This is a genomic window from Gemmatimonadota bacterium, from assembly GCA_026702745.1.
Lineage (GTDB): Bacteria > JAAXHH01 > JAAXHH01 > JAAXHH01 > JAAXHH01 > JAAXHH01.
On the sequence record JAPPBT010000102.1, the window covers coordinates 69,518 to 89,905 of the forward strand.

General features: G+C 64.0%; 20 protein-coding genes and 2 tRNA genes. 20 read left to right on the forward strand and 2 right to left on the reverse strand.

Annotated elements, in window-relative coordinates; translation table 11 throughout:
- Positions 1-37: 37 nt before the first annotated feature.
- Positions 38-1,720 carry a S41 family peptidase gene (locus OXH56_16575; protein ID MCY3556927.1) on the reverse strand — a complete coding sequence of 561 codons (1,683 nt, stop codon included), beginning with the start codon at positions 1,718-1,720 and terminating at the stop codon, positions 38-40.
- Positions 1,721-1,839: 119 nt separating this feature from the next.
- A complete protein-coding gene (locus tag OXH56_16580; GenBank protein MCY3556928.1) occupies positions 1,840-2,439 on the reverse strand; it encodes a CDP-alcohol phosphatidyltransferase family protein in 600 nt (199 codons plus the stop codon).
- A 394-nt stretch (positions 2,440-2,833) separates the two neighbouring features.
- On the opposite strand from OXH56_16580, the gene hrcA reads away from it, so the two are divergent.
- The 20 genes from hrcA (at position 2,834) to hxlB (ending at position 20,258) form a co-directional block, all read left to right on the forward strand.
- Complete coding sequence (gene hrcA / locus OXH56_16585; protein ID MCY3556929.1) at positions 2,834-3,865, forward strand: heat-inducible transcriptional repressor HrcA; 1,032 nt, start codon at positions 2,834-2,836, stop codon at positions 3,863-3,865.
- A gap of 286 nt (positions 3,866-4,151) precedes the next feature.
- The gene (gene grpE, locus OXH56_16590; GenBank protein MCY3556930.1) at positions 4,152-5,000 is read left to right on the forward strand and encodes a nucleotide exchange factor GrpE; all 849 of its coding nucleotides are present in this window, start codon (positions 4,152-4,154) and stop codon (positions 4,998-5,000) included.
- A gap of 20 nt (positions 5,001-5,020) precedes the next feature.
- Positions 5,021-6,172, forward strand: a complete 1,152-nt coding sequence (gene dnaJ, locus OXH56_16595; protein ID MCY3556931.1) for a molecular chaperone DnaJ — start codon at positions 5,021-5,023, stop codon at positions 6,170-6,172.
- Positions 6,173-6,223: 51 nt separating this feature from the next.
- Positions 6,224-7,198, forward strand: a complete 975-nt coding sequence (locus OXH56_16600; GenBank protein MCY3556932.1) for a 50S ribosomal protein L11 methyltransferase — start codon at positions 6,224-6,226, stop codon at positions 7,196-7,198.
- 60 nt (positions 7,199-7,258) lie between these two features.
- Positions 7,259-8,002: an RsmE family RNA methyltransferase gene (locus OXH56_16605; GenBank protein ID MCY3556933.1), complete on the forward strand. Its 744-nt coding sequence runs from the start codon at positions 7,259-7,261 to the stop codon at positions 8,000-8,002.
- A 148-nt stretch (positions 8,003-8,150) separates the two neighbouring features.
- The gene (locus tag OXH56_16610; GenBank protein ID MCY3556934.1) at positions 8,151-8,495 is read left to right on the forward strand and encodes a histidine triad nucleotide-binding protein; all 345 of its coding nucleotides are present in this window, start codon (positions 8,151-8,153) and stop codon (positions 8,493-8,495) included.
- Positions 8,496-8,650: 155 nt separating this feature from the next.
- A complete protein-coding gene (gene rpsU, locus OXH56_16615) occupies positions 8,651-8,848 on the forward strand; it encodes a 30S ribosomal protein S21 (protein MCY3556935.1) in 198 nt (65 codons plus the stop codon).
- Between the two features lie 16 nt (positions 8,849-8,864).
- Positions 8,865-9,347, forward strand: coding sequence for a GatB/YqeY domain-containing protein (locus OXH56_16620; protein MCY3556936.1), 483 nt, complete (start codon positions 8,865-8,867; stop codon positions 9,345-9,347).
- A gap of 82 nt (positions 9,348-9,429) precedes the next feature.
- A complete protein-coding gene (locus OXH56_16625) occupies positions 9,430-9,963 on the forward strand; it encodes a CvpA family protein (GenBank protein MCY3556937.1) in 534 nt (177 codons plus the stop codon).
- A gap of 67 nt (positions 9,964-10,030) precedes the next feature.
- Positions 10,031-12,532, forward strand: coding sequence for a Smr/MutS family protein (locus tag OXH56_16630; GenBank protein ID MCY3556938.1), 2,502 nt, complete (start codon positions 10,031-10,033; stop codon positions 12,530-12,532).
- 141 nt (positions 12,533-12,673) lie between these two features.
- A complete protein-coding gene (locus OXH56_16635) occupies positions 12,674-13,255 on the forward strand; it encodes a thioredoxin family protein (GenBank protein ID MCY3556939.1) in 582 nt (193 codons plus the stop codon).
- A gap of 51 nt (positions 13,256-13,306) precedes the next feature.
- Positions 13,307-15,106, forward strand: a complete 1,800-nt coding sequence (dnaG, locus tag OXH56_16640; protein ID MCY3556940.1) for a DNA primase — start codon at positions 13,307-13,309, stop codon at positions 15,104-15,106.
- A gap of 88 nt (positions 15,107-15,194) precedes the next feature.
- Positions 15,195-15,268: transfer RNA gene (locus tag OXH56_16645), tRNA-Ile, on the forward strand.
- A gap of 6 nt (positions 15,269-15,274) precedes the next feature.
- A tRNA-Val gene (locus OXH56_16650) sits at positions 15,275-15,348 on the forward strand.
- Positions 15,349-15,417: 69 nt separating this feature from the next.
- The gene (locus OXH56_16655) at positions 15,418-16,245 is read left to right on the forward strand and encodes an HAD family hydrolase (protein ID MCY3556941.1); all 828 of its coding nucleotides are present in this window, start codon (positions 15,418-15,420) and stop codon (positions 16,243-16,245) included.
- A 39-nt stretch (positions 16,246-16,284) separates the two neighbouring features.
- Entirely contained in the window at positions 16,285-17,115 is an 831-nt protein-coding gene (locus OXH56_16660; GenBank protein MCY3556942.1) for a Cof-type HAD-IIB family hydrolase, read from the forward strand.
- 161 nt (positions 17,116-17,276) lie between these two features.
- A complete protein-coding gene (locus OXH56_16665; protein MCY3556943.1) occupies positions 17,277-18,017 on the forward strand; it encodes a hypothetical protein in 741 nt (246 codons plus the stop codon).
- 106 nt (positions 18,018-18,123) lie between these two features.
- On the forward strand, positions 18,124-18,900 hold the full coding sequence (locus OXH56_16670; protein ID MCY3556944.1) for a LarC family nickel insertion protein: 777 nt from the start codon (positions 18,124-18,126) through the stop codon (positions 18,898-18,900).
- Positions 18,901-18,952: 52 nt separating this feature from the next.
- A complete protein-coding gene (locus OXH56_16675) occupies positions 18,953-19,675 on the forward strand; it encodes an orotidine 5'-phosphate decarboxylase (protein MCY3556945.1) in 723 nt (240 codons plus the stop codon).
- Positions 19,668-20,258: a 6-phospho-3-hexuloisomerase gene (gene hxlB, locus OXH56_16680; GenBank protein ID MCY3556946.1), complete on the forward strand. Its 591-nt coding sequence runs from the start codon at positions 19,668-19,670 to the stop codon at positions 20,256-20,258. Before OXH56_16675 ends, hxlB begins: the two co-directional genes overlap by 8 nt.
- Positions 20,259-20,388 lie beyond the last annotated feature (130 nt).

Here is a 20,388-nt window from a genome sequence, read left to right on the forward strand (position 1 = left end):
CGATGCCCGGGTCTCTGCCGGCGGCTTGCCGCCGCCTCTATTCCGCGGGATCGTCACCGAGCAGCTTCCGGTATTCCCGTTCGTCATTCAGGATCTCCAGAGACGCCCTGATCTGGGGGTCGTGCCTGGCGGCGAAGGCATAACGGCCCGCCGTACCCCAGAGTTTCGCGCTGATCTCCGTACCGATGCGGGCCACGAGCAGGTCCCGGTGCCTGGAGTACTCCAGTTCGCGCTGACGGTTCAGTTTGCCCCGCAGGTCGGCGAGGGATGCCATCACGTCGACAGCCGGCGCGCGGTCCCGCACGATCTCTTCCAGTTCGTCGAGCGACTGTTCCGCCACGGAGGAGTAGGTGAAGGACCGCGTCCCTACGAACCGGCGAAAGGCGTCGATCATCTCGTCCGTGACGTCGAAGTTCGACTGGTCCGCGACGGGGTTGTTCGAAACGTAGTGGATGGCGAACTTGATGAACATGCTCTGGTTGTTCAAGGCGCGGATCAGGTTGGGGTATGCGGGAACCTCGATCTCCACGTCCGGCGCGATACCGCCGCCGCCGTAGACGGTCCGCCCGATTCTCGTCTCGTACGACGTCCTGTCGGGTTCGTCCGTCTCACCCAGCGCGGAATCCAACGCGCCGCTTTCGCCCGGACGCTCCCCGGTCTTCTGGATGAGCCTGCCACTCGGCGTGTAGTACCTCGCCGTCGTGATCTTCAGGGCCGTCCCCTGGTTCATGGGGAATATCTGCTGCACCGATGCCTTGCCGAAGGTCGGTTGGCCGGCCACGACGCCGCGGTCCCAGTCCTGGATCGCTCCGGCGACGATTTCGGACGCGCTGGCGCTGTACCGGTCGACGAGCACCACCAGCGGCGCGTCCTCCAGCGTGTAGGATTCCGGCGCGTGGTACGACCGCTGATCCGAACCGGGCCTGCCCATTGTATACACGATGAGACGGTCCTCCGGCAGAAACTTCCCGGCTACGTCCACGGCCTGCTCCAACAAGCCCCCGGGGTTGCCCCTCAGGTCCAGCAGATAGCCGTCGGCGCCCTGCGCCTGAAGCTGCTTCAACGCCTGTTCCACCTGCATGGAGGCGTCTTCGGTAAACTGGTTCAGCTTGATGTAGCCGGTACCGCCCTCCAGCATGCCGACGTAAGGAACCACGGGTATGGTGATGATGGCCCGCGTCACCGTGAAGTCGATGAACTCGTCTTCGCCATCCCTGCTGACCGAGATCTTCACGGAAGTCCCGGGACTTCCCCGGAGGAGGTCCGCCGCCTGCGAAACGTCGATGTCGGCCGTGGAAGATTCCTCGATCCGCACGATGCGGTCGCCGGTCTGCAGGCCGACGTCGAAGGCCGGCGTGTCGTCAAACAGCGCGACGACGACCAGGGCGTTCTCCTGCTTCTGGATCCTGATGCCCAATCCACCGTACTTCCCCTGGATCTGCATCATTTTCATCTCGTCGCTCTGCTTTTTCTCCAGGAACTCCGTATAGGGATCAAGCGTGCCAAGCATGCCTTTGATGGCCGCGTCGATCGCTTCTCCTTCGTTCAGGTCGTCCACGTACTTGGCGCGGATGCGGTCCACGACCTGCTGCAGCAGTTTCATGTCGTACTGCTGATCGCCGACCGCCTGTGCCCGGTCCTGCCGGATGATCCATACGGCGCCCAACAGACCGACGAACACCAGCAAGGCCAGGGTGATTTTCCTGTTTTTAGCCCACATGAACCTAACTCCTGTGACGTTAAGCCGTCATGCTTCGCATTCGGGACCGCGTCAACGAACGACGGTCCGTATTCCCGTATTCCCGCGCACCGGGGATTCCCCGGATCCTGGTACCTCTCTCACCCTTTCGATGTCCTGCGTATGTAGTACAGGCGAGTGATGGCCGTGTAATTCGACACCACGGCAATCAGGACCAGTGCGACGGGCAGGTACGTTTCCCCGAGCAGCGCGCCCAGCCCGAGACAGACGATCCGTTCGGGCCGCTGCATGAGTCCCACGGTGCATTCCTGGCCGAGTCCCTCCGCGCGGGCGCGGACGTAACTGACCATAAGGGAGCCGCTGATCGCCATCACGGACGCCAGCACCCAGTAGGCGTTCAACGCGCTGTCTGCCGCGTTGAAGAGATAGAAGGCGATGATGCCGATGAATACGGCGATTTCAGCGTAGCGGTCCAGCGTGGAATCGAGGAGCGCCCCGAAGGTGCTTCGGGTGCCCGTCTCCCGGGCGAGATGCCCGTCCAGCACATCGCAGCTGCCGCCGATGAACATGACCAGGCCCGCCCACCTGAAAGCGCCGAGACCGAAGAGACAGGCCGAGACCAGGGTGATCCCGAAGCCGATCATGGTCAGCGCGTTGGGATGTATCCCGAATCGCACGGACGTACGGACGAAGGGGCCCAGCATGTTCACGTACCATGTCTTCACTTTCGAACTCAGCATGGCAAACTCCCGCATCGGGCCGCGGCGCGTTCCCGCCAGCTACCGGCTCCGTCTTACTCCACCTTGCGGCGCTCCGCGCAGCCGGTCGACGGACGGAACCCGGCGAGGGTTTTCATTGCCGGATACATGTTGCGAAAATATAGCCGAGGCGCCCCCCGCAGTCAAGTAAAAGTCATTGCGTGCCCGGGGGAAAGGCGTCCCTTCCACCCAGCTTTTCGCTTGACATCGACCGGTGCGATTCGTAAATAAAGAATCAGTTTTTCGCGCGCGGCCGCCCGCCTTGGAACGTCGTGGGGCAGCGCAGTTCCGCCAGGCGTTCGCATGCGGTTTTCTCCGCTTCCGGAACCGGTCCTTGACCGTCCTCCTTTCAGACCATGCTGACCACAGGATCGTAATGGCATACACCCTACAGACCGACCGGGACAAGGACATACTGCGGAACCTGGTGGAACACCACGTATCCACGGGACAGCCCGTCGGCTCCCGTTCGATCGCCAGCCAGGGCCCGCTCGACGTCAGCCCGGCGACGGTGCGCAATACCATGGTGAACCTCGAGGACGCGGGCTACATCACGCGGCCCCATCCCTCCGCCGGAGGTGTGCCGACGGACAAGGGCTACCGGTATTACGTGGATGCCCTCCTCCGCATGCGGCCCATCAACAAGCGGGACCGGGAACGGATCCATCTCGAACTGGAGAACGACTGGCTCAGCGTGCAGGAGCTGCTGAGCCACACCGCGCAGATACTCGGCCTCGTATGCCGGGAAGTCGGCGTGGCGCTGGCGCCGAAACTGTACGACGGCAGGCTCGAACGGGTGGAGTTGATCCCGGTCGCGCGCCGCAAGGTGCTGCTGGTGCTGACCCTCGCTTCCGGAATGGTCAGGAGCATCGTCGCCGAACTCGATGCCGATATCCCCAAAGACCGGCTCGACAGCGCGAGCTGGTTCCTGAACGAGCGACTGTCCGGCTGTTCCCTCAGGGAGATCCGGGGCCAGCTCGACGAACGCCTGGAAGACGCGCCGCAGTCCAGGCGGAAGATCGTGCAGTTGTTCATCCAGTACAGCGAATATCTCTTCGATTTCGAGGAGAACGAGAAGACCCATATCGGCGGCACGACCTACATCGTGTCGCAACCGGAATTCGTGACGGACTACACGAAACTGTCATCGCTGCTGCAGTTTCTCGAACACAAGCGGACGGTGGCACACTGGCTGAGCGAGCGCCATCACGACAACCGGATCGCCGTCACCATCGGGAGCGAGAACGGGCAGCGTGAAGTAACCTCGTGCAGCGTGGTGACTTCAACCTACAGAATCGGCGACATGACGGGCGTGATCGGGGTGATCGGCCCGACGCGCATGCCCTACGCGCGGCTGATGTCCGTCGTCGGATACACGGCGAGATACCTGAATACGAAATTCGCATGAGACCCGGGGTTTTCGTACCGGACCGGTTTACCAGCGGACGTGAGCGATCACGCCCGCTTCGTTTTGAAAAGCCGGGAAATGCCTGGCGGACCGGGCAGAATGGACGGTACGGGCGGAATGGACGGACCGGGGAGAATGGACGGTACGGGCAGAACGGAAGTTACGGACAGTACAGTATAGAGCGGACGCAACGGTCGAAACTAAAAACATTCGCCCGAACTGGTCGGGCAAAACTTGTAGAACGGGCGCGCGAACTGAAATTCGGAATGGTGACAGGAGGCTTCAGGTGATTAAGGGCAAGGAAGAGGACGCCGCAGTCGAAACCGCGGCGTCGACGGGTGACGCAGCCGAAGTGGCCGGAACCGCGGCGTCGACGGGTGACGCAGCCGAAGTGGCCGGAACCGCGGCGGAGAATAACGACCCCGCGGCCGGAGCGGATTCCGTGGCCGGGACGGATTCCGCGGCCGGGGCGGATTCCGTGGCCGGGACGGATTCCGCGGCCGGGGCGGATTCCGCGGCCGGAGCGGAGGATCCGTCCGGCGGACCCGCGTCCGGGACCGAAGCGGAAACCGATGAGCCATCGGATGGCGATCCGGTCGATGCGGAGGAGGATGAACAGGCCAGGCTGGCCGAGGAGGTCCTGCTTTACAAGGACCGGCTGGTACGTCTGGCCGCCGAGTTCGACAACTACAAGAAACGGACCGGCCGCGAGTTTACCGCGCTGGTAAAGAACGCGGGTGAATCGCTGATCACCGAGCTGCTGCCCATCCTCGACAACATTGAAAGGGCGCTCCAGGCTCCGCAGACCTCCGACGAGACCCGGTCCTTCGCCCAGGGTTTCGAGATGATCCGCCAGCAGTTCCTGGAGAAACTGGAGAAGGCAGGAATGAAGGAGATCGCCGCGGAGGGAACGTCCTTCGATCCCACGCGGCACGAAGCCGTCATGGCCGTGGAGAACGAAGAACACCCGGCCGACACGGTGATCAACGTGGTCGAAAAGGGGTATACGCTTAATGAAAAGGTCCTGCGCGCGGCCAAGGTCATCGTGACGCGCGCGCCGACGAAATCGCCGGACCAGGCGGACCAGGTGGACCAGACCGACCAGGCAGAAACGGAGAACCAGGACGGCAACTAAACGCCGGGATCCAGTGTATGATGAACAAACAAGATTACTACGACACCCTGGGCGTGGCGCGCTCGGCTTCCGAAGACGAGATCAAGAAGGCGTACCGCAAGCTGGCCATGCGGTATCATCCGGACCGGAATCCGGACGACAAGGCGGCGGAAGAGAAGTTCAAGACGGCCGCCGAAGCCTACGAGGTACTCAGCGATCCGGACAAGCGCACGCGATACGACCGGTTCGGCCACCAGGGCGTGGCGGGCGACTTCGGGTCGGGCGGCTTCCAGTGGGGGGACTTCACCCACGCCGGCGACTTCGAGGACATCCTGGGGAACCTGTTCGGGGGCGGTATTTTCGGCGACCTCTTCGGCGGACGGACCCGTGGAAGGGCAAGCAACCGTGGCGAGGATCTGCGGGTGAACCTCAAGCTGACCCTGGAAGAACTGGCCCAGGGTGTCAGCAAGACGATTCGCATCAAGCGCTACGTGCCCTGCGAAAGCTGCGGCGGCATCGGCGCCGCCGACCGGAACAGCGTGCGGACCTGTTCCACCTGCCACGGGCAAGGCCAGGTGCAGCAGCGCGCGTCCTCCCTGTTCGGCGTCGTGATGAACGTAACGACCTGCCCGAACTGCCAGGGACAGGGGAAAATCATCGACCGGCCCTGCAGCGCGTGCGAGGGGCAGGGCCGGCAGATGAAGACGGTTACGGTCAAGGTGGATATCCCGGCGGGTGCCGGCGACGGGAACTACATGCGCCTCCAGGGCCAGGGCCACGCGGGGATCCGCGGCGGACCGGCGGGCGACGTGCTCGTGGTCATCGAGCAGGAACCCCACGAGTTCTTCGAACGGCAGGACGACGACATCATCTACGTCATGCCGCTCAGTTTCAGCCAGTCGGCCCTGGGCGAACAAATCGAAGTCCCGACCCTCTCGGGCAAAGTCCGTCTCACCATTCCCCCCGGTACCCAGTTCGGCAAGGTGTTCCGGCTGCGCGGCAAGGGCATGCCCCATCTCAACGGGTACGGCCAGGGCGACCAGCTCGTAAAGGTCATCGTGTGGACGCCCACGGAACTCACCGGCCGCGAAAAGGAACTGTACCAGGAGTTGTCCCGTCTGCAAAGCGGGAAGACGCCAGAAAACGACCGGGGATTCTTCAACCGGATCCGGGACGAGCTGTTCGGCGACTGAAACCGCTGCATACATGCTAACTCCGACCCGGCTTCCACCCGATCCCTGCCTATGCGCCACTGGGTTGAAGTCACATTAGACATCTCGCCGGAAACCGAAGAAGCGATCGTCAATGCCTTCTGGGAATTGGGTTCCAGCGGCGTCCTGCAATCCGGGGGCAAACCTGCCGGCGCATCCGATCGTGTGACCGGCTTCTGGCCCGACCGGCCCGAAGTGAACGAAAAGCTTGACCGGATCATCCGGCTGTGGGAAGAACTTCGCAACCTAGGCATGGCGGAAGGTCCGTGCCGGATCTCGACGCGGAAGGTTTCCGAAGACGACTGGGCCGGGAAATGGAAAGCGCAGGTGGGGCCCGTCCGGGTCTCGGAGGGGCTCATGGTCGCTCCGCCGTGGTCCGAAGCGCCCTGGTCCGAGGTGCCCTGGTCCGAGGTGCCCTGGTCCGGGCCGTCCCCGTCTGATGCGCCCCCGTCTGGTGGGCCCCCGTCTGGTAGGCACCGGGCCGGCCCACCGCTCGTGGTCCGGATCAATCCGGGCACCGGCTTCGGCACGGGCGGCCACGAGACCACGCAACTGTGCCTGCGGCAACTGGAAAAACGGGTCCGGCCGGGAGACCGGGTACTCGACGTGGGATCGGGCTCCGGCGTGCTCGCCATCGCCGCGGTCCTCCTGGGCGCCTCCCGGGCGACGGGCATCGATATCGACCCCGAGACCCTCGGCAACGCGCGGGAGAACGCCCGGCTGAACGGAGTGGCCGGCCGGGTCGACGTACATGCTGGCCGCCTGGATCATCCCGCGGTCAGCGGCCGCTACCGGGTCGTGGTCTCCAATATCAGCGCGGCCAGCCTGACCGCCATGCTGCCCGGTTTCGCAACCTGCCTGCACCCCACAGGCGAACTGATCCTGTCCGGTCTGCTCATCGAGGAGGCCGGGGCATTCGAAGACGCCCTGGCCGGTGGCGGTTTCTCGCTGATCGAGCGGAAGACCATGGGCCTCTGGTGGGCCGGCGCGGCCGTGCTGGCGACCTGACAGATGGCGGCCGGTCGTTGCGGCAACGAGCCGGACGGCAAGCCATGATCGGCGGAATTGATGGAATACAGCTACGTGCCCCCGGAACGGATCACGGAGAATTCGGCCCTTGTTGCCGACAAGGACGAACAGCATCACCTGGCCCGCGCTTTACGGAAGAGACCGGGCGACGCCGTGCAGTTCGTGGACGGCGAAGGCTGGATCTACGACGGCGTGCTTGTCCGCATGAAACCGGAGATCGAAATCGAGATCCGGGACCGCCGGAGAGACCGTGAAACGGAATCGCCCGAAGTCACGCTCGCGCCGTCGCTGCTCAAGGGGACGCGGCTGGACACCGTCGTCGAGAAGGCGACGGAGCTGGGTGTCGCCGCCATCCTTCCCATGCGCAGCGCCCGGACGGTGGCGGGCGGCAGACCGGCCAGCGGACCGTCCGGCCAGCGGATGGAACGCTGGCGGCGCATTGCCCTGAGCGCAATGAAGCAGTCGCTGCGCGCCCGTTTGCCCCGGATCGAACCGGTCAAGAGCATGGAAGACATCGTGGGAACCGCGTCGTCTTACGATCTGGCCCTCATCGCCTGGGAAGAGGAAGGGGATAGGCGCCTGGACCTCGTGGCCGGCCTCGACGCGAAGGCCAGGCGCGTCCTGCTGATGATCGGCCCCGAGGGCGGTTTCGCCCGGGAGGAAATTGCCATGGCCCGTGAAGCAGGCTTGGTGACGGTTTCCCTGGGACGCTCGCGTCTGCGATCCGACACGGCGGCCATCGCGGGGCTGGCCCTGCTCATGGCAGCACTGGACGCCCCGTGACCGAAGGTCGCCCGAAGTCACCGCCCCATGACCGAGGGTCGCCCGAAGTCACCGCCGCCTGACCACAATCGCCCGGATTCACCGCCCTGCCCCGCACGTGCACGAAGCGCACCCGCGTCGCGCTAGAGGCGCAATGGAGGACGATAACATGCCAGAGTGTCTGTTCTGCCGGATCATCGACGGATCGCTGCCTACCGAATTCGTCTACGAAGACGAGCACGTCGTGGCCTTCCGGGACATAAACCCCGCCGCCCCTGTGCATATCCTCGTCGTACCGCGGGCGCATATCGAAACGGTCGCCGACCTGGGCATCGATACGGCCGGGGTCATGAGCCGGCTCACGGCGGCGGCGAACCGGATCGCCCGGGAAGCCGGGGTCGACGCCGGCGGATACCGGCTGATCGTCAACTGTGGCCGTGATGGGGGCCAGACCGTTTTCCACCTCCACATGCACCTGCTCGCAGGACGCAAGATGCCCGAATTGGCCGCTTGAGCGGCAATGGGCGGGACGACGGGCGCCTATTGGAACCGAACGAATTAATCTCCTTGCCTTTTCAACCAGTCCATGGCATATTAGATTGGCTTGAATAGAGACGGAGAGTAAGACTTGGTTCACCCGATTCGTGTGGCATGAGAGGGGGTGTGAGGATGCCAGGTATTCGTGTCAGGGAAGGAGAACCGTTCGAGAAGGCCCTGCGGCGTTTTACCAAGACTTGCGAGAAAGTCGGCATCATGTCTGAAATACGCAAGCATCAGCATTTCGAAAAGCCAAGCGCGAAACGCAAGCGCAAGCTGAACGCGGCGAAGCGGAAGAATCAGAAGCGGCTCCAGCAGGAAAGATACTGATCGACCGGAGCGGGTCATGGCGCTTAAAGAGCGTTTGTCGGATGACATGAAGACGGCACTCAGGAACCGGGAGACCGTACGCCTCGGCCTGGTCCGCATGATACGCGCACAGATCAAGAACCGGGAGATCGCCAAGGGGAGCGACCTGGAGGACGAGGAAACGGTCGAGGTGGTCTCTTCCCTGATCAAGGCCAAGAGAGAAGCGCTGGAATTCGCCGTCAAGGGAGATCGAAAGGACCTGGTCGCCCAGGCCGAAGAAGAGCTGGAGATCCTTGCGTCCTATCTTCCGGAACAGTTGTCCGAGGAAGAGATCGGATCCATCGTCCAGGAAGCCATCGACCAGTCCGGCGCAGCGGGACCGGGAGACCTGGGCAGGGTCATGGGCGCGGTCATGCCCCGGGTAAAGGGCCGGGCGGACGGCAGGCTCGTCAACACCATTGTGCGGGAATGCCTGGCCGGCCTGGCCACGCAGGACATGCAGTCCATGCAGACCGGATAGTTCTCTCCAAATCACGGTCAGCGGCGGTCCTGATTTCGAAGCCTCTCCGAATCCCCGGGGAGGCTTTCCGTGTTTTGATGCCATGAACTGGATCGATATAGCCATCGGGATCCTCGTTTTCTACCAGGCGGCAACCGGCTTTGGCAAGGGAATCGCCCGGAGCCTGCTCGACCTTGCGGGCATCGTCGCGGCGGTAGTCATATCCCTGACCCAGTTCGTCCTGGTGTCCGATCTCCTCGGCCGCATGACCGGCATTTCCACCGGCTGGCTGCACTGGTTCAGCCTGTTCGTCTGCCTGGTCCTGTCGCTTGCGCTGGTCAATGTCGTGACCGGCGTGGCCGGCCGATCGTTACGGGGCGCTTCAAAGTCCCTTCTCGACCGCGCGGCCGGCTTTCTGCTCGGCTGTGCGCGCGGCTGCGTCATCGCGAGCCTGCTGTTGATCCTTTACGCGTTCATGCCGTTCACCGGCACTGCGAAGACCCAGCTTGACCGGTCGTCCCTGGCGCCGGAGGCCATGTCCATCATACCGGCGATCATCGATACCGTCATGGACCGCGTGTCACCCGGTTCCCCGTCGATCATGGAGAAACTGGAACGGTATCTGCTTACCAGGTAGCCGGTCCGATGCGGGCGGCCAGTCCGAAGCGCGCAGCCGGCCGTCGGCGATTCGAGAACAACCGAACATGAAACCCGGAATACCTTCCCACACGCTGAAAGTACTGGAATTCGACGCTGTCAGGACCATGTGTTCGGAGCGGACGGTCTCCGCGCCGGGCCACCGCCGGGCCATGTCCCTGGAACCGGGCAAAGACATCGTCGTAATCCGGAACAACCTGCAGACCGTCACCGAAATGCGCGGGTTCCTGGACCAGGCCGAAACGGTTCCCCTGCGGGGCATCAAGGACATCGGCGTGGCCCTGGAACAGGTCGGCGTGGCCGGCGCAAGGCTGGAGCCCCAGGCCCTGCTCGACGTGGCCGACACCCTCCGGGTAAGCCGGCGCATGCGAGCGTTCGGCCAGAGGTTGCGGAATCGTTCCACGGCCCCCCACGTCGCGTCCCTCACGGCCGGCCTGGGAGACTTCCAGGAGATCGAGACCTCGATCGGGCAGGCCATCGACGGCGACGGCAACATACGCGACCACGCCAGTCCCGGGTTGCGGCGAATCCGCACGGACCAGCAGACCATGCGGGAGCGCGCGCGGAACTGGCTGCAGCGTTTCATACAGTCGGAAGCAGGGGCCAGAGCGCTGCAGGAGCCGGTCATCACCATGCGTGACGGGCGGTACGTAGTCCCGGTACGAATGGACCACCGCGGGCAGGTGCAGGGGGTGGTCCACGACCAGTCGGCCAGCGGCGCCACGGTATTCATAGAACCCATCGGCGTCGTCGAATTCAACAACCGGCTGCGCGAACTGATCGTGGCGGAAGGCCGCGAGATCGAGCGCATCCTGCTGTCCCTGACCGACCAGGTACATCAGGAGGTGGAAGCCATAACCTTATCGTACGGACTGCTGGGCCAACTCGACTTCTTTCACGCGGCCGCCGTGCTTTCCATCGACCTCCGGGCCGCGCCGCCGCGGATGAATTCAGACGGACGCATCGTCCTGCGCAACGCACGGCACCCCATCCTTCAGCTGTCTGACCAGTGCGAAACCGTCGTCCCCCTGAACCTGCTGGTCGGGGAAAGCGCGCAGACGCTCGTGATCACCGGTCCCAACATGGGCGGCAAGACAGTCGCCCTGAAATCGATCGGCATCCTGACCATGATGGCCCAGGCCGGACTGCACATACCGGCGGACGACGACACCGAAATCGCCGTGTTCGACACCGTCTTCGCGGACATCGGGGACGAGCAGTCGATCGAGGCGAACCTGAGTACCTTCTCGGCCCACCTGTTGCATATCCGGACCATACTGGAGGAGGCCGGCGACCATACCCTGGTGCTCCTCGACGAGCTGGGCGCGGGCACGGATCCATCGGCGGGCTCGGCCATGGGCATGGCCATCCTGGAATCGCTGACCCTGCGGGGAACCGTCACCGCGGCTACGACCCACTTCGATACGCTCAAGGCTTTCGCCACCCGGACCGAGGGAGTGGAAAACGGATCGATGATTTTCGACGTGGAAACCCTGACGCCCTCCTACCAGTTCAGGCAGGGCATCCCCGGTGCCAGCTACGCCCTGGAAATCGGCAGCCGGCTCGGTATGCCCGGTGACGTGCTCGAGCGTGCCTCCCGGTTCATGGGTACCGCCGAAAAGCGTCTGGACGAAGTCATCGTGGAAGTGGACCGGAAGCATGAACTGCTCGTTGCCGCACAGGAGCAGGCGGACCGGCTTCGCGCTGATTTGGATGGACTGAAACGGACCTACGAGGACCAGATCGCTTCCTACAGGCAAAAGGAACGCGACACGATCGCCGCCGGCCGGGAAAAGATGGACCGGCTGATGAAAGACGCCCAGGCCGCCATCGACCAGGCGGTGGCCGCGGTCCGCCGAGAACAGGCCGCGGCCGGGGCCGTCGAGGCATCGCGCAAGACGGTTGGGGACCAGCGCGCGCAGCTTCAACGCATGCTCGATTCCATCGATTCCGGAACCTCTTCCGATGAAGGAGACGTCGGGGAGACCGCCGGGGACACGGTGGGCACCGCCGCGGAACGCGCCGCCGCGGAACGCGCCGGGGATTCAGCCACAGATCGCGCCGGGGGTCTCACTGCGGAACCCGTCGACGAGGCCATATCGGCGGGCGACGAGGTGTGGGTGGCGTCACTGGGACAACCGGGGAGCGTGATCCAGGACCAGGGAGACCGGCTGCGCATCCGGACCGGCAGAATGGAGATCACGGCCCGGCGATCCGAGGTCCGTCTCCACAAACCCGACCCCGCGCCATCGAGCGGAAAACCGGCAGGCCACGTGGAAGTGCGGATGGACCGACCCCGCGCTGCTCTGACGGAACTGGACGTGCGGGGCTTCCGCGCCCGGGAGGCCATCGACGCCGTGGATCGCTACATCGACCAGACCGCCCTTGATGACCTCAACGAAATCCGTATACTTCATGGTAAGGGTACCGGGGCCCTGAGCAGCGCGATTCAGGAGTTTCTGCAACAACATCCCCTGGTCAAGTCCTCCCATTTCGCCGAACAGCGCGACGGGGGGACCGGGGTGACCATCGTGGAGATGAAGGATTAAGCGCGTTCGCGCGCTGACGCCGCGCTTTTTTCGCGGTAACGCCGCAAGGGCCGGTTCGGTACGGGGCGTCCGGTACAGGCCGTGGCAAACGGACGATCCATCTTCGATATCAATAAATGTGCTCGAGACAGGAGGACAATCATGGCCTTTACGCTGCAACTGGGCGAATCCGCACCGGAGTTCTCGCTGCCGGCGACGGACGGCAGGACCTACAGCCTGGACGATTTCTCGACCGCCGAGACGCTGGTGGTGTTCTTCACCTGCAACCACTGTCCCTACGTCACCGGATCCGATGAAGTGACGCGCGTTTCCGCGGAGAAATTCGGGTCCCGCGGCGTCCGGTTCGTCGGGATCAATTCCAACAGCGAAGTCACCCATCCCGACGACGATTATGATCACATGGTCGCCCGGATGAACGTCCATCGCTTCCCGTGGGTCTACCTGCGCGACCTGAGCCAGGATACCGCGCGGGCGTACGGCGCTCTGCGGACCCCCCACTTCTACGTCTTCGACCGCGACCGCACCCTGGTCTACACCGGCCGCGGCGTCGACAGTCCCCGGGACGCGGACGGCATAACGGTGAACGACCTGGAAGCGGCCCTCGACGACGTGACGGCGGGCCGTCCCGTGCGGACGGCGCTCACCAACCCCATCGGGTGCAACGTCAAGTGGGAGAACCAGGACGCGCACTGGATGCCGCCCGAGGCGTGCGATCTGGTGTGAGGACCCTGAACAAGCCCGCCCCAGGCCGGCGGCAAACGCGGAGAGAGCGCCTTGGCGCGGATACCGGAAGACCTCGTCAATTCGATCCGGTCGCAGGCGGACATCGTGGACGTCGTGTCCGACTACGTCACGCTGCGCAGATCGGGTAAAAACTACATGGGGCTCTGTCCGTTTCACGATGAGAAGACCCCTTCCTTCAGCGTCAATCCGGAGAAACAGATCTTCCACTGCTTCGGTTGCGGGAAGGGCGGCAGCGTGTTCACCTTCCTCATGGAGCACGAGAACGTCACGTTCGTCGAAGCGGTCCACCATATCGCCCGCCGCCTTCATATCACCATACCCGAAACACAGGGGGAACGGGAGGCCGGCAGCGAGGCGGAAAGCCTGGCGCGCGTGACCCGGTTCGCCGCCCGGTTCTTCCACGACCGGCTGCTGAACAGCGATCGGGAATCCGTCGTCCGTCAGTACGCCGAACGGCGCGGACTGTCCGAAGAGACGATAAAGTCCTTCGGGCTCGGTTACGCGCCCGATTCCTGGAACGACTTGCTAAGCGCCGCCCGGGAAAAGGGCATCGGCGCGGACTGGCTCGTCAAGGCCGGACTGGCCAAGACGGGCGAGCAGCGTACCTACGATGCCTTCCGGAAGCGGCTCATCTTTCCCATCCAGGCGCCGAGCGGCCGCGTGGTCGGATTCGGAGGGAGAGCGCTTTCCGACGAGGACCAGCCCAAGTACCTCAATTCACCCGAATCCCCCATCTACCGGAAGAGCCAGGTGCTCTACGGGCTGTACCAGGCCCGGGACTCGTTGCGGCGGCAGGGGCAGGCGCTGGTCGTGGAAGGATACATGGACCTGCTCGGCCTGCATGAACAGGGGATTCATGGGGTGGTCGCCCTGTGCGGAACGGCGTTGACGCGGGAACAGGCCCGGCTCCTGGCGCGGTACGGGCAACAGGCGTATCTCGTCTACGATTCGGACCAGGCCGGCGTGCGGGCGACCTGGCGCGCCATCGAGCCCCTGGTGGAAAGCGGGCTCTGGACCCGTATCGTGCGGCTGCCGGAGGACTACGATCCCGACTCCTACGTGCGGGAACACGGGCCGGACGGGTTCATGAAACTCGTCGAACAGGCCGATTCCCTGGCCGATTTCATGGGCTATCATGCCAATCTCCAGGCAGCGGGCGACCGGGACGAGGTATTCCGGACGCTGGCCGGCCTGATCCGGAAGACGACGAACCTGGTCCACCGGGAAATGTACCGGGAAGAAGCCGAACGACGGTTCCCGGCGCTTCAGGGCCTGCTGGCCTCTGAACTGCGGCGCCCAAGCGGTCCGGGCGGTCCGGACGGATCGGGCGGTTCGGGCGCCGGGGGGCGTGATCGCCAGGCGACCTCAACCGCCGCGGCGCGGGACGGCGACGAACGGGTGGAACGGGACCTGGTCCAGCTCATGCTCAGCGACCGGTCCATCGCCGAACTCGTCGAAGGCCAGCTAGAGCCGCAGGATTTCAAGTACCCCCTCTACCGCCGGATCGTCGAACAGTGTCTCTTCGGACTGGGCGGCGGATCCCACGACCTTTCCGGCCTGGTCGATACCATCGGTGACGAAGAGGCCGCGCGGGTGATCACGGAACTGATCAACACGTCGGACTCCGGCGTTCACCTGGAGCAAAGAGCCCGGGACCATATCGTCCGGATCAAGCAGAAACGGCTCAAGGAAAGCATGGCCCGCCTGATGGAACAGATCAAGCAGATGGAAACGGGGGGGCGAAGCAGCGAATTGAACGACGCCATGGCCACCTACATGGAACTCAAGCAACAGGAAAAAGTCCTGCTGAGATCAGCCCGCGGCGATTGAAAAGCCCCCCATCTTTTGCTTGACGATGACCGGCCGTTCGCCTATATTGATTCCGCTTGTCGGGCATGCTGAACTGGGCGTCAACCATGGGCCTGTAGCTCAGTTGGTTAGAGCATCCGACTCATAATCGGACGGTCCCAGGTTCGAGTCCTGGCGGGCCCATTTGCCGGGCGCTTAGCTCAGCCGGTTAGAGTGCCACGCTCACATCGTGGAGGTCAGTGGTTCGAGTCCACTAGCGCCCATCGATTGAAAAGGTTTACGACGGAAAACGGAGGCTTTTCTGAAGTCTCCGTTTTTTAATTGGGTCTGTCATGTATCGCCTACTCGCCCTGGACATCGACGGCACGCTGCTGGACGGCAGGCGGGAAATGTCCGAGGCCACGGTCGACGCCGTTCGCCACGCGGCAGGCCGAGGCGTCCGCGTCACGGTGTGTACCGGGCGAAGCCTGCCCTCCGCCGAGGAGGCCGTGGGGCATCTGCCGTTGAACGCCCCCTACGTACTGAACAATGGCGCGATGATCTACGACGCCCCCGTTCATCGCGCCAGGTATCTGCGAAATCTTCCGAACCATCTTGCGAAGGATGCCGTCGGGGTCTTTCGCGGCATCGGGTTTCATCCCATCGTGTACGGCCCCTTGCCCGAAGTGCAGTACTTCTACTACGACTCCTTCGATCCGGACAACCACGCGTTTATAGACTACGCCGAGCAGAACGCCGACCGCGTTCACCGGGTGGACGACGTGTGCGCGTTTCTCCGGCAGGACGTTGCCTGCATTACGGTCGCCGAACGCAACGAACGGGTCAAGTCCCGGGAACCACACATAAAGGCCCGGCTTCGCGATGCGGGGGTGGTCTTCGAAATCAGTCCGTGGGACCCTGGCTACCACGTCATCACGGTCATGCCGCCCGGCGTGTCCAAGGGCGACGGGCTGCGCAGGCTGGCCCGGCTTCTCGGGATCAGTCTCTCCGAGGTCATGGCCGTGGGGGACAACCTGAACGACCTGGAAATGCTCGACGTCGCGGGCCTGGGGGTGGCCATGGGCAACGGACCGCCTGAAATCCGCGACCGGGCGGACCATGTCACGGCTTCAGTGGACGACGAGGGCGTCGCCCGGGCCATCGAGCGCTTCATAGACTGAATCGAGCGCTTCATAAACTGATTGGAAAGCACCGCAGGCATGATCTACGACCTGATCGCCATCGACATCGACGGCACATTGCTCACGTCGCGCCGCGAGGTATCCCCGGTGACGCGCGAGGCGCTTCAAAGGGCCGTCTCGGCCGGGAAGCGCGTGGCGCTCTGTACCGGGCGAAGCCTGAACTCCGGCCGGGCCGCGGCAGAGCAGGTGCCGTCCTCCACGATGCTGGTCTTCCACAGCGGCGCGCTCATACTCGAGCACCTGGACGGCCCGCTGCTCAGGGCGGTAAACCTGCCCAGGGACCTGGCGACCGACCTGGTCGATTTCTGCCGACGACGCGGTCACGACCCGCTCGTGTACGAACCGGTCCCTCAAAGCCGGTACATCTGGTTCGAGCACCCCCGTTCGGCGAACGGCTGGCGGGAACGCTACCTGGAGGCCAATGCGGACAAGGCCTTTCAGGTGGACAGCCTGGAAGCAGTATTGGGCCGGGACCCGGCGCAGATCGCGGTGGCCGGCAAGGGTTCGTCCATGCATGAACTGAAGGCGGAGCTGGCGGAATACGGCGACCGTATCGGCGTCATACTGTCGCGCAGCACCCTGGTGGGCGACTACTGGTGCATGGAAATCGTACCGGCCGGCGTATCCAAGGCGAAGGCCCTCGCATTCCTGGGTGAACGCTACGGGATCGGAGCGGAGCGGATGATCGGCATCGGCGACAATTTCAATGACCTGGACATGATCGAATACGCCGGCCTCGGCGTGGCCATGGGGAACGCGCCCGACGCCGTGCGGCGCGCGGCGGACCTGGTCGCGCCGGACAACGACGCCGACGGGGTCGCCCACGTCATCGACACCTGTCTGCTGTGAGCGCCACCCCGGTCCGGCCGGACCGGGGAGAATCATTTGATTTTTTAACGGATTCCCCTATCTTCCTGTATAATCCTGTTGACGCAGACGACGAGACAAGGCGAGAGATGGAGTCTGTACCGAAACAACGCGACCCGAACCGGGACAAGGAGATTATCAAAATGACTCGTATGGCTATGGCTACTGCGGCGCTTTCCGCGTTGCTGCTGATCGGAACCGCCGCACCCGTGCATGCCCAGCATGACGATCCGAACATGGAATGGGTGATGGACGGTCCCCTGTATGACCGCCTGGGCGGCGAAGAAATGATTATGGGCGTGATCGACGACTTCGTTGCCGCGGCCGTGGAAGAGGAACCGTTGAAGGGTCATCTCGAAGGGGTCGACCAGGATGCGTGGAAGGAGACCCTGCTGGCCCAGTTCACTTTCGTCTCCGGCGGTGAAATCGAATACGAAGGCAGCAGTTTCAAGGAAAGCCTGGCGGAAATGGGTATAGAGGAAGCATCCATGGAGACCGTCGCCGATCAACTGACGATCGCGCTGGAACTGAACGAGGCCTGGCCGGAAGACGTGGATGAACTGCTGGTCGCCCTGGAATTGAAAGAAGCCGAATTGACCGAAGAGGAGATGGCGGAAGAGGGGATGACCGACGGGGAGATGGAAGCAGGAAGCGGCCAGGACAGTGAGGCCGGGAACACTGGTGGGGAAGCGACCGCGGACAGTGAAGAAGGGAACGCGGGCGTCGAAACCATGGAAGCTGGTGAGGCCGGGGAAGCCGCCGTGGAGGCCGAAGCCAGTGAAGCCAGTGAAGCCAGCGACACCAGCGACACCGGGGATGTGAGCGGCGACGCCGGAACAAGTGAAACCGGAGATGCCGCGGCGGACGGCGGCACACGCGAATAAGGCGACGGCGGCCTCCGCAAATTGCAGGAACCGCTTTTTTCAGTCGATTCTCATGACCGGACGATAGCACGGTGATCGTCCGGTCATTTATATATGGAGCGGATGGATGGCCATTGCGTACTTCGACTGCTTCTCCGGCATCAGCGGCGACATGATTCTCGGCGCGCTGGTGGACGCCGGCCTGGATTTCGATACGCTGAACAGCGAACTGAAGAAACTCCCCGTGGACAGTTTCCGGCTCACCCGAAAGACGGTGACCCGGCAGCTAATCGCGGGAACCAAGATCGATGTTATCGTTCGGACCGCCGAGGGCCGTGAGATCATCGAAGGACCCGGTGAATCCGGACCCTTCCACGACCACGGGGAAGCGAGGCACCTGGACGATTTGACCTCCGTCATCGAAGGCAGCACGCTCGACGGGGCCGTCAGAAGCCGGGCCATCGAGGTGTTTGACCACCTGGCGACGGCGGAAAGCAAGGTGCACGGCATCTCGAAACAGGAGGTACACCTGCACGAAGTCAGCGGGGTGGACGCCGTCGTGGACGTCGTGGGCGCATGCATCGGCCTGGCCCTGCTCGACATAGACCGGGTTTACGCGTCGGCGCTGCCGGTGGGGCGGGGCTTTATCCACTGCGCGCACGGCCGGATGCCCGTCCCCGCCCCGGGCGCGCTTGAACTGATGCGCGACATGCCGGTTTACCACACCGGGATCGAAGGTGAACTGGTCACGCCGACCGGCGCCGCGTTCCTTAAAGCCACGGCCAACGGGCACGGGGTCCTGCCAAGGATGATATTGAGGAAGATCGGCTATGGCGCGGGTACGAAGGATCTCCCGGAACACCCGAACCTGCTCCGGGTTTATATTGGCGACGGTGTGGACTGACCGGGTCGAAGCGGACCCGTTGCCCACCGCTGCTTAAGCGGACACGGCCATCATGCTGCTTCAACTCGCCCTGGACATGCCGCACGCGGGTACGGTTCGCCGCCTGTTGGACGAGACCGCCGGCGACGTAGACATCATCGAACTCGGTACACCCCTGCTGATCCGTTACGGGGTCGACATCATCGCCGGGATCAGGCGGGACCATGCCGACAGAAAAATCCTGGCGGATCTCAAGATCGCCGATGCCGGTGCCGTGGAATCGGGCCTTGCCTTCGATGCGGGAGCGGACATCGTAACCGTGCTCGGGACGGCCCACCCGGCCACGCTTCGGGAAGCGGTCGAGCGGGCGAAGCGGTCCGGCGGCCAGGTCATGGCCGACCTGATCACCATCCGCGAAGTGGACGAGGCGGTCTCCCTGGCCCGGCGGCTGGATCGGTCCGGGCTGGATTTCATCTGTATGCACACCGCTTTCGACGCCCGGGGGCAGGGCGGGCCAGACGCCCAGAGGCCGGGCGGACCGGGCGGGCAGGACGGGCCAGGCGGACTGGACGATTCAGCGTGGACCCTGGAAGGCATCGGCCGGGTCGGCGCGGTGGTCGAACGGGCCGGGTTGGCCGTCGCGGGCGGCCTGGACCCCGTCTTGATCGAGCGTCTGATTCCGTACGGCCCGGACATTGTGGTCGTCGGCGGTTACATCACAGGAAACGCCGATCCCGTACGCGCGGTACGTGCGGTCCGGCAGACCATGGAGTCCGCGCATCGAACTGATGGATAACGAGAAAAACACTCCCCCATTTGATGTAATCGCCCAGTCCATCCTGGACGAACTCCGGCGGACGCTGAACCAGATCTCATGCGATGAAGTCGAAGCGCTGGTACGGGAAGTCACTGGGGCACGGCGGGTTTTCGTTGCCGGCGCGGGACGTTCCGGGCTGGTCATGCGCAGCTTCGCCATGCGGCTTGCGCAGCTCGGTCTGCCGGTCCACGTAGTGGGCGAAACGATCTCGCCACCTATCCGGCCGGGCGATCTACTGCTGATCGGATCGGGATCGGGCGTGACGGACCGCCTGGTCCACTATGCGGGGAAAGCCGCCGAGGCCGGCGCGCGCGTTGCGGCGGCCACCGCCGTCCCGGACTCTCCGACCGCCCGGTGGGCGGGCGTTGTCGTCGTGATACCCGCGCCCACTCCGAAATCATCGAAAGAAACCGGCGAACAGGAACAACGGTCGGGCCAGCCGATGGGCACCCTCTTCGAACAGAGCCTCGGGGTAATGCTCGATGCCTGCGTCATGCTGCTCATGGCGCGGCTCGATGAATCCGGGCAGAGCATGTTCGCCCGCCACGCCAATCTGGAGTAGGCGCCGGCCATTCCGGTAGACGCCGGTCGTTCCGTTAAGCGCCGGCCATTCCAGTATGCGCCGGTCGTTCCGTTAGGCGCCGACCATTCCGGTAGGCGCCGGTCGTTCCTGCGTATGCTGCGGACCCGGC